General features: G+C 67.0%; 18 protein-coding genes and 1 tRNA gene. 15 read left to right on the top strand and 4 right to left on the bottom strand.

The genetic code is table 11. The features are described from left to right. Nucleotides 1-70 precede the first annotated feature (70 nt). From BV210_RS07345 to ilvA, 4 genes are all read left to right on the top strand, one after another. A complete protein-coding gene (locus tag BV210_RS07345) occupies nt 71-679 on the top strand; it encodes a hypothetical protein (RefSeq protein ID WP_077206001.1) in 609 nt (202 codons plus the stop codon). Nucleotides 680-983: 304 nt separating this feature from the next. After that, the gene (locus BV210_RS07350; RefSeq protein WP_077206002.1) at nt 984-1,379 is read left to right on the top strand and encodes a hypothetical protein; all 396 of its coding nucleotides are present in this window, start codon (nt 984-986) and stop codon (nt 1,377-1,379) included. Nucleotides 1,380-1,421: 42 nt separating this feature from the next. Beyond that, nucleotides 1,422-2,069, top strand: a complete 648-nt coding sequence (locus BV210_RS07355; protein ID WP_077206003.1) for a hypothetical protein — start codon at nt 1,422-1,424, stop codon at nt 2,067-2,069. A 297-nt stretch (nt 2,070-2,366) separates the two neighbouring features. Next, the gene (gene ilvA, locus BV210_RS07360) at nt 2,367-3,578 is read left to right on the top strand and encodes a threonine ammonia-lyase (RefSeq protein ID WP_077206004.1); all 1,212 of its coding nucleotides are present in this window, start codon (nt 2,367-2,369) and stop codon (nt 3,576-3,578) included. Here ilvA and BV210_RS07365 read toward each other — a convergent pair. Both BV210_RS07365 and BV210_RS07370 read right to left on the bottom strand, forming a co-directional pair. Beyond that, entirely contained in the window at nt 3,575-4,534 is a 960-nt protein-coding gene (locus tag BV210_RS07365) for a patatin-like phospholipase family protein (protein ID WP_077206005.1), read from the bottom strand. The two genes, ilvA and BV210_RS07365, sit on opposite strands and share 4 nt — an antisense overlap. A 31-nt stretch (nt 4,535-4,565) precedes the next feature. Continuing rightward, complete coding sequence (locus tag BV210_RS07370) at nt 4,566-5,420, bottom strand: SDR family NAD(P)-dependent oxidoreductase (protein WP_077206006.1); 855 nt, start codon at nt 5,418-5,420, stop codon at nt 4,566-4,568. A 105-nt stretch (nt 5,421-5,525) separates the two neighbouring features. Between BV210_RS07370 and BV210_RS07375 the strand changes: the two genes are divergently transcribed. The 11 genes from BV210_RS07375 (at nt 5,526) to BV210_RS07425 (ending at nt 16,221) form a co-directional block, all read left to right on the top strand. After that, nucleotides 5,526-5,903, top strand: coding sequence for a Rid family detoxifying hydrolase (locus BV210_RS07375; RefSeq protein WP_077206007.1), 378 nt, complete (start codon nt 5,526-5,528; stop codon nt 5,901-5,903). Then, nucleotides 5,903-6,106: a hypothetical protein gene (locus tag BV210_RS07380; RefSeq protein WP_077206008.1), complete on the top strand. Its 204-nt coding sequence runs from the start codon at nt 5,903-5,905 to the stop codon at nt 6,104-6,106. The genes BV210_RS07375 and BV210_RS07380 overlap by 1 nt, the downstream gene beginning before the upstream one ends. Nucleotides 6,107-6,140: 34 nt before the next feature. Continuing rightward, a tRNA-Ser gene (locus BV210_RS07385) sits at nt 6,141-6,222 on the top strand. A gap of 514 nt (nt 6,223-6,736) precedes the next feature. Beyond that, nucleotides 6,737-7,558 (top strand): DUF6159 family protein, encoded by an 822-nt coding sequence (locus BV210_RS07390; protein ID WP_077206009.1) that lies wholly within the window; start codon nt 6,737-6,739, stop codon nt 7,556-7,558. Nucleotides 7,559-7,600: 42 nt separating this feature from the next. After that, nucleotides 7,601-7,993 carry a hypothetical protein gene (locus tag BV210_RS07395; RefSeq protein ID WP_077206010.1) on the top strand — a complete coding sequence of 131 codons (393 nt, stop codon included), beginning with the start codon at nt 7,601-7,603 and terminating at the stop codon, nt 7,991-7,993. A gap of 55 nt (nt 7,994-8,048) precedes the next feature. Beyond that, nucleotides 8,049-8,921 (top strand): alpha/beta fold hydrolase, encoded by an 873-nt coding sequence (locus BV210_RS07400; protein ID WP_077206011.1) that lies wholly within the window; start codon nt 8,049-8,051, stop codon nt 8,919-8,921. A gap of 204 nt (nt 8,922-9,125) precedes the next feature. Beyond that, nucleotides 9,126-10,787: a thermosome subunit beta gene (gene thsB / locus BV210_RS07405; protein ID WP_077206012.1), complete on the top strand. Its 1,662-nt coding sequence runs from the start codon at nt 9,126-9,128 to the stop codon at nt 10,785-10,787. Nucleotides 10,788-11,138: 351 nt separating this feature from the next. Beyond that, nucleotides 11,139-11,591 carry a hypothetical protein gene (locus BV210_RS07410; protein ID WP_077206013.1) on the top strand — a complete coding sequence of 151 codons (453 nt, stop codon included), beginning with the start codon at nt 11,139-11,141 and terminating at the stop codon, nt 11,589-11,591. Nucleotides 11,592-11,804: 213 nt separating this feature from the next. After that, a complete protein-coding gene (locus BV210_RS07415; protein ID WP_077206014.1) occupies nt 11,805-14,459 on the top strand; it encodes an alkaline phosphatase PhoX in 2,655 nt (884 codons plus the stop codon). Between the two features lie 44 nt (nt 14,460-14,503). Continuing rightward, nucleotides 14,504-15,199: a PGF-CTERM sorting domain-containing protein gene (locus BV210_RS07420; protein WP_077206015.1), complete on the top strand. Its 696-nt coding sequence runs from the start codon at nt 14,504-14,506 to the stop codon at nt 15,197-15,199. A gap of 68 nt (nt 15,200-15,267) precedes the next feature. Next, on the top strand, nt 15,268-16,221 hold the full coding sequence (locus BV210_RS07425; RefSeq protein WP_077206016.1) for an AEC family transporter: 954 nt from the start codon (nt 15,268-15,270) through the stop codon (nt 16,219-16,221). Here BV210_RS07425 and BV210_RS07430 read toward each other — a convergent pair. Both BV210_RS07430 and BV210_RS07435 read right to left on the bottom strand, forming a co-directional pair. Continuing rightward, nucleotides 16,218-17,663, bottom strand: coding sequence for an MATE family efflux transporter (locus BV210_RS07430; RefSeq protein WP_077206017.1), 1,446 nt, complete (start codon nt 17,661-17,663; stop codon nt 16,218-16,220). The genes BV210_RS07425 and BV210_RS07430 overlap by 4 nt on opposite strands. Continuing rightward, nucleotides 17,660-18,277: a TetR/AcrR family transcriptional regulator gene (locus tag BV210_RS07435; RefSeq protein WP_077206018.1), complete on the bottom strand. Its 618-nt coding sequence runs from the start codon at nt 18,275-18,277 to the stop codon at nt 17,660-17,662. The genes BV210_RS07430 and BV210_RS07435 overlap by 4 nt, the downstream gene beginning before the upstream one ends. Nucleotides 18,278-18,421 lie beyond the last annotated feature (144 nt).

An 18,421-nucleotide genomic window follows, 5' to 3' on the forward strand; every position in this document is an offset into this window, starting at 1 on the left:
CTATCACCCCACCCGACCGGCTATCGCCGGCAACACCTTTTTGTACGCGCGTCGATCGGTACGGGGCACGATGGACGACAAGACCGAGGAACTCCGGGACATCTTCGTCGACGTGACCGACGAGGAGACCGTCACGGAGTCCCAGGCGGAGGGGCCGGGGTCGCTCACCGACGCCGACGACGAGGCGGTCACGGCCCGCATCGAGGCCGTCGTCGAGCGCATGGCCGACCGCTACGACTTCTCGACCGCCCTCGACACCGACGCCCTCGTGGCGATCGTCCGCGGGTTCTACGACGGCGACGACGACGAGCGACTGGCCGACGAGGTCGATCTCGACCCCGATACCGTCTTTCGCGCCCGCATGGACCTCCACCTGCTCGACGACGCCGACACCGACTTCCCGTTCGACCTGTCTATCATCCGTGACGCCCGCAGCGAGGGCGACGACCCCGATCCCGCCGCCCTCGCCGACGAACTCGACGCCGACTCCGAAACCGTCGAGCGTGCGCTCGCCGTGATCGACGCACAGGCCGAGATTCGCCGCGTCAGTGGCCGCTTCCAGAGCGAATTCGAAGACGCCATCCCCGACGCCGCCCTCTCGATCCGGCTGACCGAGTCCGCCCAGGAGGACGGCCTCGAAGAGGCCGCCGAGGACATCGAGACGGATACCAAGTTCTGAAACCCACGTTTTTCCCGCTCGGATGGCCTGCGGCCACCATCTGCTCACGGGCGCGAAGCGCCCGTTCGCATGGTATGCGGGAGTGGTTCGAGAGAGCGAAGCTCTCTCGTCATCACGAGGGACTTGGTCCCTCGAACGACTTTGCTCCCGCACTACTCGCGGCAAAAACGTGGGCGAAAAAGGCCGAGAGCGCGCTCCCGGTGAACCGGCGGCCGGAGGCCGCCGGACGGTGGCAGGATCCGCACCGCGACCGCACCGCCCGGCACAGAGTTCTTCGCAGTCCGCGCGAAACAGCTGCTCCACGATGCCCTCAGTCACCGCCCGCGACTGGTTCCCCGACGGAGCCCCCGACAAAATCGAAGTCGCCATCGCCGTCGTCCTCCTGTTCGACGTGGCCTACGACTTCTACACCGGGGAGCCAGTCGTCTGGTCCTGGTTCGTCGGCGGGTTCGTCGCCTGTGTGCTCGCGCTAGGTCCGGTCGCGGCCTCCCCCGTCGGGTCGCAGGTGGACACATGGTTCCGTGACATCGGCGTCGCCGGCCGCGCCCTAGTCATCATCGCCTTCGCGGTCGTGGTCTGGATGGGGTACGAGTTCGCCGGGCTACCCCCGAAACGCCTATCGAGCGCCGCGAGCGGCATCTTCCTCGCGGTCGGGTTCGTCATCGGAGTTCGACTGTTCTCCGCTCGTACCGTGGGATAGAGGGACGAAAGTTCAAGTACGAATCCGGAACCAGCCCCGGCTATGCACACGTTCCGGGACGTGGAGACGGCCGCGTACTGCCCGCGAAAGCTCTACTACCGCCGCCGCGCCGGGCCGCCGGACGTACCCGACGAGGTCGCCGCCTGCCGAAACCTCGCCTTCGAGTACGAGCGCCTGCTCGACAGCGACGCCGACCTGCTGGCCGCCCCCATCGAGGTCTCACCCACCACGTTTCGCTCCCGACTGGGCCAGGCGAAGGCCAGACTCGACGCCTGGGACGGACTGGTCGATCCGCCGATCCGTGAGCGAATGCTGGAGGGCAGGGAGTGTCGCGGCGTCGCACACAAGGTACTCGAAGACCCGCTGGCTCCCTCGCTCGTGTTCGCCGGCAGTCCGCCCGACGTAGGGGTCTGGGAGCCCCAGACCGCGCGGCTGGTCGCGGCCGCCAAGGCGCTGTCCTGGGAGCGGGAGACACCGGTCGAGCGCGCGTTCGCGGAGTATCCGGCCTACGGCGTCATCAGGGAGGTGCCGCTGACCACGCGCCGGAAGGGGACCTATCGCAGCGCCGTTCGGACCGCCGAGGCCGTCGACGGACCACCGGGGCGCATCGACGACGACGCGAAGTGTTCCCCCTGCGAGTTCCGCGAGCAGTGTGGGGTCCGCACCCGGTCACTCCGGTCGCTGCTCTAACCATTTATATATCCAGACGCCCGTCAGCTATCCGTCTGACACAGGTCATATCCGGCCGCAGTATGGCGGTTTCGGGATGGCAGAATGTCCACGGGGTTTAAGTATCTCGGAGGTGGCAGTCGAAACGCAGTCACACGCTCCATTCCGTTTTTGCCGGCCCGTGGCACGGACCGCGAGCCGCGCGGCCGACCATCGGGAGGCCGCGGACAGAGCGAGGGGTGACCACAGGGGACCGTGAGCGGTGCGGTCGCGACGCGTCCGGGAAACCCCTAACTCCGCGTAGTGGGAAATCCGAGCATGCTCGAACTCGCGGACGTGGAGGCGGCGCGCGAGCGGGTCGCGGAGACGGCCAGACACACGCCACTGGAGTACTCCCACAGTTTCTCGTCGATGACCGACGCGGCGGTCCACCTGAAACTGGAGACGTTCCAGCGCACGGGCGCGTTCAAGATCCGAGGCGCGACAAACCGGATCGCGACGCTCTCCGAGACGGAACGTGAGGCCGGCGTCGTGACGGCCAGTGCCGGCAACCACGCCCAGGGGGTCGCGCTGGCGGCCACACGGATCGGCGTCGACTCGAAGATCGTCATGCCCGAACCCGCGCCGGTCTCGAAGGTGCAGGCCACCCGGGCCTACGGGGCCGAGGTCGTCCTCCACGGCGAGGACTACAGCGAAGCCACCGAACGCGCCCACGAGATCGAACGCGAGGAGAACCGCACCTACGTCCACGCCTTCGACGACCCGATGGTGATGGCCGGGCAGGGCACCATCGGCCTGGAAATCCTCGAGGACTGCCCCGAGGTCGAGACCGTCGTCGTCCCCATCGGCGGCGGCGGCCTCATCAGCGGCATCGCCACGGCGATCAAGGGCCGAAACCCCGACGTGCGCGTGATCGGCGTTCAGGCCGAAGGAGCCTCCAGCGCGGCCGCGTCGCTGGCGAAGGGGGAAATCGTCGAGCGCGACAGCGTCGAGACCATCGCCGACGGCATCGCGACCCGGCGGATCGGCGACGAGACGTTTCCGATCATCCAGGAGCGCGTCGACGAGGTGGTCACGGTATCTGACGAGGAGATCGCCGTCGCGCTGACGAAACTGCTGGAGCGCTCGAAGACCCTCGTCGAAGGTGCGGGCGCGGTCCCGCTGGCGGCCGTCCTCGAAGAGCGGTTCGACTACGAGGAGGGCGAGGTTATCGTCCCGGCGCTCTGTGGGGGCAACATCGACCTCAACCAGCTCACCACGGTGATCCTGCGAGGGCTGGTGAAGACCGGTCGCTACCTGCGGCTGCGGACGGTCCTCAAAGACCGGCCCGGGACGCTGGAGGAGTTGACGAACATCCTCTCGGAACACCGGGCGAACATCTACGCCATCCGCCACGACCGCACGTCCCGCGACGTGGCGATGAACGACGCCGAGGTCGAACTCGACCTCGAAACGCGGGGCCACGACCACGTCGCGATCGTGCTCGAGGCTCTGGAGGAGGCGGGCTACGAGACCGAGGTCCTGCTCTAGCGGTCGTCGAGGAACGCCTCGGCCCGCTCGCGGCCCAGCTCGATCATCTCCTCGACGAACTCGGGGCTGCGATCGAGTTTCGAGGCGTAGGAGAACTCGTCCGGGAGGCCGAGCTGGTGGACGGCTGTCTCTCTGAACTCGTCGTCCGGGAGGTACCCGTCGCGGACGAACTCGTTGATCCGCTCGACGTGGTGCAGCTCCTGATTGAGCGAGAGGTTGCCCGCGAGTTCGTTGCGCCGGTCGACGATCTCACGCATCGAAGTCGGGTTGCCCGACCGTGTCTGGGGGTTGATCCGGACGACCCACAGCTCCTCGGGTTTGCGCTCGTACGGAACGTGGAACAGGTCCCGGATCGGCGGGTTCTGGGAGAACAGGCCGTCCCAGTGGCTGTCGCCGTCGATCTCGACCGCCGGGAACAGGTGCGGGACGGCCGCGGAGGCGAGCACCGCCGTCGGCGTCACGTCGCCGCCGGTGAACGTCTCGAAGGTCCCGGCCTCGATGTCGACGGCCCCGACGACGAGTTCGGGTGTGTCGGCCGTCGCCAGCGCTGGCAGCGCGTCGAAGTCGACGACTTCCGTCAGCGTCTCGCGGAGCTGGTCCTGCCCCCAGGCGGCGAAGGGGTACTGGTAGGGACTGATCTCCGGGAAAGGGACGCCCATGTTCTCCAGATAGGTGGTCCAGACCAGCGCGTCGTTGCTCGTCCTGTCGAGTGGGCCCGACGCCGCAAGTTCGGTCCAGAGGTCCTCGAGCACCGACGGCGCAGTCGTGTCGTCGGCGAGGGAGCCGTACCAGCCGGCGACAGCCGCGAACGCGCCGCCGGAGGTACCGCTGAGTCCCACCAGCCGGTCGCCTCGGCGGTCGATGGCCGGCAGGAGTTCCCCGAGGGCACCGGCGGTGAACGCGGTGTGGCTACCCCCACCCTGGCACGCGATCGCGACGTTCGTCTCGTCGCTCATGATCCCGTCTCCGGCCCCGAGTCACCTAAACTCACTCGTACGTCGACAGGTGGCCCCCGTCCCAGGTGAGGTCGCCGCCGTCGAGGTGTTTGCCGTACTCCGAGAACCCGAGGGTGAAGAGGTTCGCCACGTCGACCGGCTCCATCATCTCCGTGACCTGGGACTCCCCGAGCATCACGTCCTCGACGACCTCCTCTTCGGTGATGCCGCGCTCCTCGGCGGTGTCGGGGATCTGGTCTGTCACCAGCGGCGTCTTCACGTACCCCGTCGAGACGGTGAACGCGCGCAGGGGGCCGTCGCCCTCCGCAGCGATGGATTTCGTCAGCCCCCGCAGGCCGAACTTCGAGGTGATGTAGCCCGCCTTGTCCTGGGTCGCCGTGTGGCCGTGGATCGAGCACATGTTCCCGATCGCACCCACGCCGTCGTCGGTGTCGCGGATGTGGGGCATCACGAGCTTGGCGATCAGGAACGGGGCGCGGACCATCACGTCGTGCAGCAGGTCGTACTTCTCCATCGGAAACTCCGGAAGCGGCGAGATGTGCTGGAGGCCCGCGATGTTGGCGACGTAGCGCAGGTCGCCTTCCTCGGCGGCCCCGTCGACGATCCGACGCACGTCCTCGTCGTTCGTCAGGTCGCCGACGATCTCGTGAATTTCGCCGCTCACACTCATTCCCTCGGCCTTCTCGGTCGTCCCGGCCAGTCCTTCCTCGTCCACGTCGGTCGCCGCGACGGCGAGGCCGTTCTCCGCCAGCGCGACCGCGGTCGCGCGGCCGATGCCCGAGCCGGCGCCGGTCACCAGCGCCACGCTGTCGGTCGTGAAGCGGTCGTCGTCCAGGGTCAGAATGCGGTCGGCCGTGAGTTCCGGGGGTTCGACTCCGTCTGTCATGATTGCATCTGACTCCCCGACCGTGCAAAAAGATGGGCGTGTACATACCAGCGACTCGGCGACGCACCGCCGGTGTTTAAGTCCGCGCCGACCCCGTGTTCGTCCATGAAACGCACCGTCAGCACCGACGACGCGCCCGCGGCGGTCGGGGCCTACAGTCAGGCCACCGCGACCGACTCGCTCGTGTTCACCGCCGGCCAGATTCCCCTCACCCCGGACGGGGAGTTGCTCGACGACGCCCCCATCGCCGACCAGACCGAGCAGGCACTCGACAACCTCCGTGCCATCGTCGAGGAGGCCGGCGCGACCATGGACGACGTGCTGAAAGTCACCGTCTACATGGCCGACATCGACGACTTCGAGGCGATGAACGAGACCTACGCCACCTACTTCGAGGACGAGCCACCGGCCCGCAGCGCCGTCGAGGTAGGTGCCCTCCCGAAAGGCGTCGGCGTCGAGATCGAGGCCGTCGTCACGACCTGATGGACCCACGCATCAAGTCGAGCCTGCTGTGGGGTTTCGTCGGCGGGCTTGGCTTTCTGGTGCTGTTGCAGGGGTACGAACTCGTGAGTACGGAACGGGTGGACTGGCTCGTGAAGTTCGCCGTCGCTGCCCTCGTCGTGGCCGGGGCGAGTGGGGTGAGCTACGTCTATCAGTTCGGGCTGACGACGGACCCCAAAGGGTAAACGTTAAACGCAGAACGGCGATAGGCTCACGTGAGCCAGGATGGCCGAACGGTAAGGCGCACGCCTGGAAAGCGTGTTCCCTTCCGGGATTCTGGGTTCAAATCCCAGTCCTGGCGTGTCTGTGACGAGCAACCCGTGAGCGACGCCGACCGTCGGCGAGGCGTCGCTCACTCCCCGCGAGTCACGACCGACAGTGGATTTGAAGCCCTGGAAGACGCAGCCCCGGGAGCACAGCGAACGGAGTGAGCGAGCACCCCGGAACGTCTTCCTCTGGGTTCAAATTCCGATAGACGAGCAGAGCTCGTCTATCGGCGTTCGCGAACGCTCCGCGTTCGCTCACTCCCAGTCCTGGCGTACCACCTTTTTTCACGGGGCCTCGCCGCGAGCCGAAGGCTCGCGGCTCGACCCCCGTCTGCTCACGGGCGGCAAAGCCGCCCGTTCGCACGGGCCGAGGGAGCTCCGCTCCCTCGAGGCCAAAAAACGTGGGCGAAAAAAGCCCGCTCGCGCTTCGCGCGAGCGGTGAACCGCGCTCCCTTCGGTCGCGCGGATGCTAGACACCAGATGCACACTCCAGCAACCGCCAGACTCAAACCCAAAAGGGATATGTGATATCTGCGTGAAAGGAGAGGCATGGGGATATTTAGCCGCCTGAAGATGGGCTGGAACCTGTCGATGGACAGCCTTCGCGTCCTCCGCAAGCAGCCGGAACTGACCCTCTTCCCGGTGATCAGCGGTATCGCAGGGTTGCTGTTCATCGCCCTGCTGTTCGGTGGATCGTACGTCCTGAACCTGTTCGAGGGGGCGACGGCCTACGTCGTCCTCTTCGCGCTGTACCTGGGCACGTCGTTCATCGCCTCGTTCTTCAACGCGGGGCTGGTGTACAGCGCTCGCGAGAGCTTCGAGGGGCGTGAGCCCTCCGTCAAATCCGGGTTGGCCGCGGCCTGGCGACACAAGACGCCGCTGTTCGTCTGGGCGGTCATCTCGGCGACCGTCGGGATGCTCCTCCGGGCCATCGAGAGCGACGACAGCATCGTCAGCAGCATCGTCGCGCTCGTGGTGAGCGTCGCCTGGTCGATCATCACCTACTTCATCATCCCGGTGATCGTCTTCGAGGACGTCGGCCCGCTGGAGATGTTCAAGCGTAGCGGCGAGACGTTCAAGAACACCTGGGGTGAGACCGCCGGTGCCAACTTCGGCGTCGGACTGGTCTCGATTCTGTTCGTCCTCGTCGGACTGGCCGTCGCCGCCGTGGTGTTCTTCGCGCTCGGCGGCTTCGGTGGCGGCGCGGGCTTCGTCGTCGCCGCCGTCATCGCCGCAGTCGTCATCCTCGGGGCCGCGCTCCTGTCGACGGCGCTGGGTGCCATCGCCAAGACCGCACTGTACGTGTACGCGACCGAGGGCAAGCGCCCACCGGAGTTCGACAACGTCGACTTCGACCGCGGCGCGCGCTGACGAATCACCTGTTTTCTTGTTGGGTCAGCGTCACGTCTGCGTATGACCGAGCAGTATCGCGCCGACTACCGGCTGCTGGAGGTGCGGGAACACCTCGGTGAGAACCCGAATGCCCTCGACGTGCCGTGGGCGGAGTTCGTCGGCGACCGCTCCTCCGAGCAGCGGTTTCGCGTGCCCACCGACGCGGCCACGGACGCGTACCTCGAACTCCAGGCCTACGGCGTCGACGCGTACGGCCACGAGGTGATCGTCAACGACCGGGCGCTCTCGGGGTTCGACGTGCCGCCCGGCGACGGCTGGCAGTACTGGATGACGACGATTCAGGTGCCCGACCTCCGCGAGGGTGAGAACACGCTCCGGATCCGCCGCGATCCGGACACGCACGACGAGTTCGTGATCGGGACCGTCACGGTGAACTGGCGAGAGCCGGTTTAAACGGCCTCACCTCTCGGGGAACAGTGGAATCCGGGCTGGGGGTGTGGTGGCACACATGTCCACGCCAGCAGTCGAAGAGACGACGCTCGACACGACCGGGCTGGAGTTCGCCGCGCTGACCTGTGGGGACGGGGATCGCGACGCCCTGCTGTTGCACGGGTTCCCGGACTCTCCCCGCACCTTCGTCCCGCTGATGGAACGACTCGCCGACGCCGGCTACACCTGTTACGCCCCGTACATGCGCGGGTACGGCGAGACCGAGCGACCGCCGACCGAGCCGGGCAACTACTCGCCCATGATGCTCGCCTCGGACGTGTTCGCGCTGACCGGCGAACTCGACGACCCCGACCCGCTCGTGGTGGGCCACGACTGGGGCGGGATGGCGGTCACGACGGCAGCGGTCACCGGCGGGCAGGGGCTCGGGACCTGTGTCTCGATGGCGATCCCGCCGAACTTCTGGTCGCAGTTCGACGACTACGCCACGCAAGCGATGCGGAGCTGGTACATGAACCAGTTCCAGGTCCCCGGCCACGGCGAGGAGATCGTCCGCGCGAACGACTTCGCGCTGATCGAACGACTCTGGCAACTCTGGAGCCCCGACTGGGACTACGACGCGGCCCACCTCGACGCGGTGAAGGACACCTTCCGGGCCGGCGAGACCGTCGAGGCCGCCCTGCGGTACTACCGCGATTTCTTCGACATGTTCCTGCCCCGCCGTCGGTCCGAACAGGAGATCGCCGGCATCGACGCCCCCACGCTCGTACTCGCGGGCGCGCACGACGGCTGTATCGGGGCCGACCTCTTCGAGGGCGTCACCGACTGCTTCGACGCCCGCGCCGACCTGGAGATCCTGAACAACGCCGGTCACTTCCTGCACGCCGAACGGCCCGACGCCGTCGCCGACCGGATCCTCTCGTTTGCCGACTGATTACTTAAACGCGTCTGGATTCCCGACATCTATCGCTGGCCAGTAGTATGTTACTCCTGCACATAGGCCGACGAAACCCGTCGCAAGCGGCCGGTTCTCCGGTTCGATGCCGTTCTCTCGCCGGATCCGCTATCGGCGCAGGGACGACAGGTTTTTATAGAAGCACTTTCAATCATTCGCTTGATTATGAGCCAGCAGCAGCGAATGCGCGGTCAGCCGATGATCATCATGGGCGAGGACGCCCAGCGCATGAAAGACAAGGACGCTCAGGAACACAACATCGCGGCTGCCCGCGCGGTCGCCGAATCGGTACAGTCGACACTCGGCCCGAAGGGCATGGACAAGATGCTCGTCTCCTCGATGGGGTCGGTCACCGTCACGAACGACGGCGTGACCATCCTCCAGGAGATGGACATCGACAACCCGACCGCCGAGATGATCGTCGAAGTCGCCGAGACCCAGGAGGACGAGGCCGGCGACGGCACGACGACGGCGGTCGCCACGGCGGGCGAACTCCTCAAGCAGGCCCAGGACCTGCTCGATCAGGACATCCACCCGACGGCGATGATCAAGGGCTTCGACATCGCCAGCAAGCACGCCCAGGCCGAGATCGACGACATCGCCGAGTCCGTCGACCCCGACGACGAGGAGACCATCCGCAAAGTCGCGGAGACCTCCATGACCGGCAAGGGCGCGGAACTCAACAAGGAACACCTCAGCCAGCTCATCTACGACGCCGTGCAGGCCGTCACCGTCGAGGCCGACGACGGCTCCAGCGTCGTCGACCTGGAGTTCCTCAACATCGAGACCCAGGAAGGCAGCTCCGCGGGCAACTCCGAACTGCTCGAGGGCGCAGTCATCGACAAGGACCCCGTCCACGAGGACATGCCGACCGACCTCGAGGACGCCTCCGTCATGCTACTCGACCAGCCCATCGAGATCGAGGAGGCCGAGGCCGACGCCTCCCTCTCGGTCGACAGCCCCGACCAGCTCCAGTCCTTCATCGAGCAGGAAGAAGAGCAGCTCCGCGCCAAGGTCGACGCCATCGTCGACAGCGGGGCCGACGTGGTCTTCTGTCAGAAGGGCATCGACGACATGGCCCAGCACTACCTCGCCAAAGAAGGTATCCTGGCCCTGCGCCGCGTCAAGAAGACGGACATGCAGTTCCTCGCGGAAGTGCTCGGCGCGAGCATCGTCTCCGACCTCGACACCGTCGAGGCCGACGACCTCGGCACCGGCGATCTGACCCGCGACGACGACGCCGAACTGTTCTACGTCGAGGGGTCGGACAGCCACGGCGTAACGCTCCTGCTGCGTGGCTCCACCGAACACGTCGTCGACGAACTCGAACGCGGCATCAGTGACGCGCTCGACGTCGTCGCCGCTACCGTTTCGGACGGCCGCGTGCTGGCCGGCGGCGGTGCCGTCGAGGTCGAACTCGCCCGCCGCGTCCGCGACCACGCCGACTCCGTCGAGGGCCGCGAACAGCTGGCCGTCGAGGCCTTCGCCGACGCGCTGGAACTCGTCCCCCGCGTCCTGGCCGAGAACTCCGGGCTCGACCCCATCGACACGCTGGTCGACCTGCGGGCCGCCCACGACGACGGCGAGGAACGGGCCGGCCTGAACGTCTTCACCGGCGACGTCGAAGACACCTACGAGGCCGGCGTCGTCGAACCGGCCCACGCCAAGGAACAGGCCCTCTCGTCGGCCACCGAGGCCGCGAACCTCGTGCTGAAGATCGACGACATCATCTCCGCCGGCGACCTCTCGACCGAGGGCGACGGCGAGGAAGGCGGCCCCGGCGGCGCGCCCGGCGGTATGGGCGGCATGGGCGGCATGGGCGGCGGTATGGGCGGCATGATGTAGGAGAGGCGAGCGTAGCAAGTCTCTCCGAACTGCGAGCGGGGAACGAAGTGACCCGCGAGGCAACCCCACTTTTTACACGCTTCGTCGCGCGCTCCGCGCGCGACTCGCGGCAAAAAGCTCGGCCAAAAATCGCGGCTCGCTCCCGTTCGTCGCTCGCCGCGGTCCGCGCGCTCACGGCGCTTCGCGCCGTTCGCGTGCGGTCCTGCCGCTGGCTGCCCGCCGCACCGCACCCGCACCGCATTTCGACTAATTTTCCGCTTCCTTTGTACTCTATAGAGGGCTCAGTCCCGCTCTGAGGAATACATATCAAAATTACTTAATCTAAAGCGATGGCCGCGCGCAGGCCCGCACATGTCCCACACAGCGGACCGGTCCGTTGACGCACAGGAGAGCATCTACGAGGAGTACGTCCTGAACGTCCGGATCGTCGAGATTGAGGACGAGGACGGGCGGCGTTACCACTTCGAGGCACCCGATCACTGCGGCAAGACGTTCGAGGACCCGGAGATGGCGACGCTGTACGCCGACGTGTACTTCGACGTGAACGGCTTCGTCGAGTCGGAGACGGGCGAACGAGGTGTGCCGCCGAAGATCATCCCGGCGGGCCGGGACACGATGGTGGCGTACATGCGGACGCTCCCGGGCGCCAGCGAAGACTGGGTGAGCTGTTACTTCGCCGAGCGACCCGACAAGATCCAGCGGCTCATCAGGAACGTCCGGGCACGGGCCGAGAAGGTTCGCGAGGGAGCCGTCGAACAGGGCGTAGCCGACCGACACGACTCGCGTCGCAACGTCGAGAGGTAACCGCGCCCCGTCGCAATCCCGCTGTTTTTCGTCCGGCTTCCGACCGCCTCCAGCAACTGCTCGCAGTTCCTCCGTGTCACGGGAGGCTGTCAAACGTACCCACGCATAGCGGTACGAAGCGACAGCGGTCGTATGTACGCGGGCGTATTTTTCTTCCCCCAACGTACTGGTAATATAAAGCGGCTTTGTACGTGCATCCCGCTCTCCGCCTGCATGGTGGATCTCAATCGGCGAAACCTGATGAAATCGTCAGTCGCTGCCGCACTGGGGGCCAGTGTGGTGGGAATTGCCGGCGGTTCGGAGACCGAAATCCCGGAGAGCGATACGTCCGGTGCACCGAGCGTCGTCGGCGATATCAAGCGCTTCTCCACGACGGCCTACGGTGCGGAGGTCACGGGCCCGTTCGTCTTCGAGAACGGCGGCCTGCTGTACAGCCTCCAGCACCCGAGCGGTGACAATCCGGAACCGTTCGACCGGGCCGGTGTCGGCTACTTCAGCGACTTCACCTTCGAGCTGGACGGGGACAACGACGACTTCGCGGAAGTCCCGGTCCCGACCACTGACGCGGAGCAGGGCCGCGTTCGCGCGGCCAACCACGAGTACGTGTTGCTCGCTCAGGGCCGCGAACCGATCGACGGCGGGAGCGAACGGCTCGGCGTCGCCCAGACGCCCGACGGCACCGATATCTCGCTCGATACCTTCGAAGGCACCCAGTACGGTGGTGCCGCGACCAACCCGGACTGTAACCAGTTCGTCCCCACGAACGACGCGGGCACCGAGGGGTATCTGTTCACCAACTGGGAGAACAGCCCGGGGAACGTCAGCCGCATCCCGATCAGCATGACCGAGGACGGCGAGTGGGAGGCCGACCTGGAGAACGCGATCAACCTCGCCAACACGGAGCCCCTCCGAGAACTCGGCGGGACCCGGATCAACTGTTACGGCGATCTCAGCCCCTGGGACACGATGCTCTCCTCCGAGGAGAACTACGCACACCCGCGCGTCTCTCGTACCAACACGGTCGGCGACATCGTCGACGCCGGCTCCGGCGAGGGCATGATCGGCGGCTGCCAGTTCTGGAACCGACCGAACCCAAGCGACTGCACGGAGCACCTCGACTTCTCCCCACAGGGATACTGGGCGCTCAGCGGCGTCGAGTTCCTGGCGTACTACCTCGGTGCCGAGCGTGTCGACCAGGGCAGCGACTCCAACACGACCGAACCGATTTCGGACGTCTACCCGAACCCATACCGGTACGGCTACCACGTCGACGTCCGCGAGCCGACCGCCGACCCGCCCCAGCCGGTCAAGTACTACGTCATGGGCCGGGCCGCCTGGGAAGCCCCGAACATCCAGGCCGACCGGAAGACCGCCTACGGGCTCTCCGACGGCGACAGCAAGGGCATCTACAAGTTCGTCGCCGACGCGGAGATCGACGGCTACGACGACCCGATGGACGTCGAGGGTACGCTGTACGCGCCGAAGATCACGAACGACGCGGCCTCAGCCGAGGACGCAGGCGTTCGCAACAACCCTGCCGAAACCGACCTCCTGATCGACTGGCTCCCGCTCGGGCACGCCAGCCAGCGCGAGTGCGAGCAGTGGATCGCCGAGTACGACGACGTGACCCAGGTCGACTATCTCGAAGCCCACACCGAACGCTGGAGCGAGGGCGACGAGGTCACCGACGAGGTGCTGGCCGAAGCCGACCAGTACGTCGTCGAGAACGGGAACCGGAACTACATCACCAACGAGGAGATCGTCGAGTGGGCCGAACAGTACGAGGAACACGGCTACGACGGCGTCGACGAGGACCTCCGGAGAGTGCCGTTTCTGGAGACCCGAGCGGCCGCCAAGGAGATCGGAGCGTCCATCGAGTTCAACAAGGCCGAAGGCGTCGACAGCCGGGACGGTGCCGGCCCCGGTGAGTTCGTCTACTTCGGCATCTCGGAGTTCAACGACGCCCTGGCCGACGAGGAGGGCGACGTTCAGCTCGACCGCATCGACGGCGGCATCATCTACCGCGGCGAACTGGAGCAGGATTACAACGTCTCCCGGCTCGAACCCGTCGTCGTCGGCCCCGACTTCGTCGCGAGCGATCGGCAGGCGGACGGCGACGACGGTGTGGCCAACATCGACAACGTCTACGTGATGGACGACGGTCGCGTCCTCTGCTGTGAGGACGGCTTCAAGTCGGGTCCCGCGAACTTCCCCAACGACGGGCTCTACGTCTATCAGCCGCCTGTCGACGTCGACGTCGAATCCCTCGCCATCGCCAGCGGCGGCTCCGGCGAGACCGATCTCACTGTGTCCTCGCTCCCGAACGGCTTCTCGGGCGCACGGCTCACCGTCTCGACCAGCGACGACGGCGTCGCCGAGATCACGGGCGCGAGCTACGACGACGCGCTCGGGATGACCGCCGAACCCGAGGTAGCCGGGGACGGCCAGTCGGTCGAACTCCGCGTCGCGGACCTCGACGGCGAGGTCCAGCCCGGCGCACAGAACGTCACGCTCGGCACGCTCGTACTCGAAGCGACCGGTACCGGCACCACCGATCTCGAAGTGTCCGTCCGCGACATGGACGACGAAGTCGGCAGCGAGATCGACGTGCAGGAACGCACGGGCGTCGTCGTCACCGGCCCACCCGCCATCGGCAGCGGTCCGGGCGGCACGGCCCCGACCGACCCCGACGGCGACGGCCGCTACGAGGACGTCAACGGCAACGGTCGCATGGACTACGCCGACATCGAACTCCTGTTCGAGAACCTCGACGACGAGTCCGTGACGATGAACGTCGAAGCCTACGACTTCAACGAGAACGGCCAGATCGACTACGACGACGTGGTCGAACTGTACGAAGAGCAGTAACGGTCCGGACCCGATTCCAGTCCCCCTCTCACGCCCGACAGACCATGTCACGAACCCCTATCCGAACGGTCGCGGCCTTCACCCTCCTCGCCGGCCTGCTGCTGGTCGGCGGGGCCGGGACGGCGACGGCCGACGACGGCGCACAGCTGACCGTCACGAACGCAACGGTCGAGGAAGACGAGACGCGCACGCTCCGGCTCGCACTCTCCCGTGCCCCGGCCGGGCTGTCGGGCTACGAGGTGACCCTCGAACTCGCCGAGGACGGCGTCGCCGAAGTCCGCAACGCCAGCTATCCGGACGCGTTCCGGCTGACGACCGATCCGTCCGTCTCCGGCGACGGCCAGCGCGTGACCCTCGAAGCCGCCGTGACCGACACGCCCCCCGGCGCGACGAACGTCACGCTGGCGACCGTCGAGGTCGCGGGCACCGGCGGCGGGACCACCGCCGTCCGCGTCACCGACGCACAGGTCGACGCCGACAACGGAAGCCGGGTCGCACCGGCCTCCGATCCCGGATGGGTCGCCGTGGAACCGCTGGCCAGCGACGGCGGTGCCGGCTCGGACGGCAGTGGCGGGGCCGACGGTGGCGGCTCGATCGGCGATACCGCCGGCGATCCGGCCGACGACCCCGGTTCGGGAGACTCCACCTCTCCGACCGGGACCGCCGGTCCCGGCTTCGGCGGGGTCGTCACACTCGTGGCCCTGCTGACCGTGGCGCTGCTGGTGCGCCGGCGGCGCTGACCCCCGACGCTCGTTTTTGCCTGGGTCGGATCGAAACCGTTGAGCCGTCGCCGTGGCTCACACCGAGCGTGTCGCTGGTATCGGTACTGGGATCGGCGGTATTGCCGGTCGTGGCCGTCGCCGCGATCGGGTACGCGCTCGGCTGGACCAAGGACGTCGCCGTCGAACCGCTCTCCGATATCACGCTGTACGTCCTCGCGCCGGCACTCGTCTTCTACAGTCTGGTGACGACCCCCATTTCGGGGCCAACGGTCGCACGGCTGTTCGCCGGCGTGGCGCTGTTCACCGTCGGGATGGTGGCGCTCGCGGAGGTGGTCGGGCGTGCGCTCGGCGAGGACGAACCCGTCCTCGGAGCGCTCGTCCTGACGAGCACGTTCTCGAACGCGGGCAACTACGGTATCCCGCTGTCGGCCTTTGCCTTCGGGGCCCTGGGGCGGAGTACGGCCGTCCTCTACATCGTCGCCCAGTCCGTGCTGATGTACACGGTCGGAGTCTACGTCGCCGCCCGCGGCGACGCCGGGTCGGCACTGGGCGCAGTCACGCGGGTCTTCCGGCTCCCGCTCGTCTACGCGCTTGCCGCCGCGGCCGTCGTCCGGGTGGGTGACCTCGCGCCGCCGACCGACACCGCCGTGATGGAGACGATCCGGCTCACCGGTGACGCCGCGATCCCCGTCATGTTGCTCATGCTCGGCATCCAGCTGGCGAACTCGAGCGGCGGGAGTTCCGTCGCACGGACGGCCCCGGCGAGCGCGCTCAAGCTACTGGTCGCGCCCGTCCTCGCCGCCGGCGTCGCCCTCGCCGTCGGGCTGACGGGGACGGTCGGCCGGGTGTTCGTCCTCGAATGCGCGATGCCGGCGGCGGTGACGCCGCTGATGCTGACGATCGAATTCGGATCCAGCGATACCACCGCGGGGATTTCGGCCGCGGACTACGTGAGCACGACGATCCTCGTCACCACGCTGGCGAGTCTGGTGACGCTGACCGGCCTGATCGTGTTCTTGCAGACGGGAGTGATCCTCTAGTCGTCGGTCGCGGCCGTGGGACTGCCCATCTCCGTCTCCTCACCGCCCTCGCCCTCGTCGTCGGTGAGGTCGGCCTCGCGCCAGGTGCCTCGCTTGAACCAGAGGTACGCGATGGTCGCGGCGAGGACGTTCGAGATGGCAAAGGAGGCCCAGACGCCGTTCGGGCCGTATATCTGCGCCCCGAACCAGGCGATCGGCAGGCGAATGAGCCCCAGCATGAGGATGGAGATACCGGCGGCAGTCAGCACCTTTCCGGCTCCGCGGAACCCACCGCTGTATGCCCGCACAGCGCCGATACAGCCGAACGTGGGTGCGACAATCCGGAGGAAGTTCGCGCCCTCCGAGATCACCGCCGGGTCGTCCGAGAAGATACTCATCACCGCCGGTGCGACCGCGAAGGTCACGACGCCCAGCGCCGCGAGGATCACGAAGGAGGCCTTCGCGGCGAAGTGGTTGGCGGTCGCGGCGCGGTCGGGCTTGCCCGCGCCGATGTTCTGCCCAGTCATGGTCTCGACGCCCCGGTCGACCGCGATAGCGGGCATGAAGATCGTCGAGAATACCCGGACACCCACGCCGAAGGCCGCCTCCACGGTGACGGAGAACGTCGCGACGATCACCAGCAACAGGTTGACCGACACCGCACGGCTGGTCCCCTCGACGGAGGCCGGCACCCCGATCCGCAGGAGACGGCGAGCGTAGGCCAGGTCGGGGACCATATCGCGGACGTTGATCTGGATGCCGCGCCGCCCGCCGATCATGATCGCGACGCCGACGGCCATCGCCAGCCCGCGCGAGAAGACGGTCGCGATAGCCGCCCCCTGCACGCCGAGTTCGGGGAAGGGGCCCCAGCCGAAGATCAGGAACGGGTCCAGCGCGACGTTCAGGACCACGGTCCCGAGCATGACGAGCATGGGTGTGATCGTGTCGCCCGAGCCCCGCATCAGCGCGATGAACACGATGAACCCGAACATGAAGGGCAGCCCGAGGGTGACGACCTCCATGTAGTCGGTCGCCGGGGGCAAGACCGGTCCGGAGGCCCCGATCAGCGACAGGAAGTCCCCGACGACGAAGAAGCCGGCCAGCCCGAGCGTCGCCGAGAACAGCAGGGCGAAGGTCACCGTCTGGGAGGCTGCGTACTCGGCCTCGGCGGTCTCGTCGGCCCCGGTGTACTGGGCGACCAGCACGCTCCCCGCGACCGAGAGCCCCATCCCCAGCGAGATCAGCAGGAAGACGAGCGGAAAGCCGAAGGTGATCGCCGCCAGCGCCACGGTACTGTACTGGCCGAGCCAGAACGTGTCCGCGAGGTTGTAGGTGACCTGCAACAGATTGGTGATGACGATCGGCAGGGAGAGATAGAACAGCGGCTTGGCGATGGGGCCGCTCGTCAGTTCCAGTTCCTCCTGGCCCACGAACAGACCGCTCAGGCGCTCGCGGATGCTCATTCGGGACCGACCTCCTGTGGTTCCCGGTCTGGGCCGTCGACCGTCAGCGTCCCCTCGATGTAGGCGGTGAGCATCCGGCGGGCACAGTCGGGGTCCTGCCCGACCGCGACCTGTTTCGTGCTCGCGCCGTCCAGCGCCGTCACCAGAAACCGGGCGGCGTCGTCGGGATCGATCCCGGAATCGATCGTTCCCGCCTCGATCCCGTCGTCGATGACAGCCCGGACCTCCCCGCGGAGGAACTCGCCGAACTGCTGGAGGCGGTCGCGGATCCCATCGTCGTAGGGGCCCTGCGCCTTCAGTTCGAGCAGGGCGGTCTTGAACGCCACTCGCTCGTCGTCGTCCTCGACCGGCGGGTAGAGGACCGCGTCGACCAGCGCCCGCAGGCGCTCTGGTGCGGTCTCGCCCGCCGGGTCGCTCACGCGCTCGGTGAACCTGTCGTAGAGGAACTCCAGAAACGACTCCAGCAGTTCCCGTTTGCTGTCGTAGTGGTAGTGCAACGCCGCCTTGCTCAACTCGGCCTCGTCCGCGATGTCCTGCATCGTCAGATCGGCGTATCCGTGGGTGCAGAGCGCACGGTAGGTCGCCTCCATAATATCGTCGCGCGCGTCGCTCATCTACGCCGTCTTACTGACTGTTCAGTCAAAAGCGTTGGGAACGCGCTGTGTGAGGGTTTCACACCTCACAGCAGCCGGTTCGGGAGCTGCATGCCGATGTGATCCGAGACACGAGACTTATTCCGTTGACAGGACTGGTACCGA

The organism is Halorientalis sp. IM1011 (genome assembly GCF_001989615.1).
Taxonomy (GTDB): domain Archaea; phylum Halobacteriota; class Halobacteria; order Halobacteriales; family Haloarculaceae; genus Halorientalis.

What these genes read in the sequence shown, in the direction of transcription:
- BV210_RS07345 (WP_077206001.1), top strand. Translation starts at nt 71, where the DNA reads ATGGACGACAAGACCGAGGAACTCCGGGACATCTTCGTCGACGTGACC.
- thsB (WP_077206012.1), top strand. Translation starts at nt 9,126, where the DNA reads ATGCGCGGTCAGCCGATGATCATCATGGGCGAGGACGCCCAGCGCATG.
- BV210_RS07350 (WP_077206002.1), top strand. Translation starts at nt 984, where the DNA reads ATGCCCTCAGTCACCGCCCGCGACTGGTTCCCCGACGGAGCCCCCGAC.
- BV210_RS07370 (WP_077206006.1), bottom strand. Translation starts at nt 5,420, where the DNA reads ATGACAGACGGAGTCGAACCCCCGGAACTCACGGCCGACCGCATTCTG.
- BV210_RS07420 (WP_077206015.1), top strand. Translation starts at nt 14,504, where the DNA reads ATGTCACGAACCCCTATCCGAACGGTCGCGGCCTTCACCCTCCTCGCC.
- BV210_RS07355 (WP_077206003.1), top strand. Translation starts at nt 1,422, where the DNA reads ATGCACACGTTCCGGGACGTGGAGACGGCCGCGTACTGCCCGCGAAAG.
- BV210_RS07400 (WP_077206011.1), top strand. Translation starts at nt 8,049, where the DNA reads ATGTCCACGCCAGCAGTCGAAGAGACGACGCTCGACACGACCGGGCTG.
- BV210_RS07410 (WP_077206013.1), top strand. Translation starts at nt 11,139, where the DNA reads ATGTCCCACACAGCGGACCGGTCCGTTGACGCACAGGAGAGCATCTAC.
- BV210_RS07415 (WP_077206014.1), top strand. Translation starts at nt 11,805, where the DNA reads ATGGTGGATCTCAATCGGCGAAACCTGATGAAATCGTCAGTCGCTGCC.
- BV210_RS07380 (WP_077206008.1), top strand. Translation starts at nt 5,903, where the DNA reads ATGGACCCACGCATCAAGTCGAGCCTGCTGTGGGGTTTCGTCGGCGGG.
- BV210_RS07430 (WP_077206017.1), bottom strand. Translation starts at nt 17,663, where the DNA reads ATGAGCATCCGCGAGCGCCTGAGCGGTCTGTTCGTGGGCCAGGAGGAA.
- ilvA (WP_077206004.1), top strand. Translation starts at nt 2,367, where the DNA reads ATGCTCGAACTCGCGGACGTGGAGGCGGCGCGCGAGCGGGTCGCGGAG.
- BV210_RS07435 (WP_077206018.1), bottom strand. Translation starts at nt 18,277, where the DNA reads ATGAGCGACGCGCGCGACGATATTATGGAGGCGACCTACCGTGCGCTC.
- BV210_RS07365 (WP_077206005.1), bottom strand. Translation starts at nt 4,534, where the DNA reads ATGAGCGACGAGACGAACGTCGCGATCGCGTGCCAGGGTGGGGGTAGC.
- BV210_RS07390 (WP_077206009.1), top strand. Translation starts at nt 6,737, where the DNA reads ATGGGGATATTTAGCCGCCTGAAGATGGGCTGGAACCTGTCGATGGAC.
- BV210_RS07395 (WP_077206010.1), top strand. Translation starts at nt 7,601, where the DNA reads ATGACCGAGCAGTATCGCGCCGACTACCGGCTGCTGGAGGTGCGGGAA.
- BV210_RS07375 (WP_077206007.1), top strand. Translation starts at nt 5,526, where the DNA reads ATGAAACGCACCGTCAGCACCGACGACGCGCCCGCGGCGGTCGGGGCC.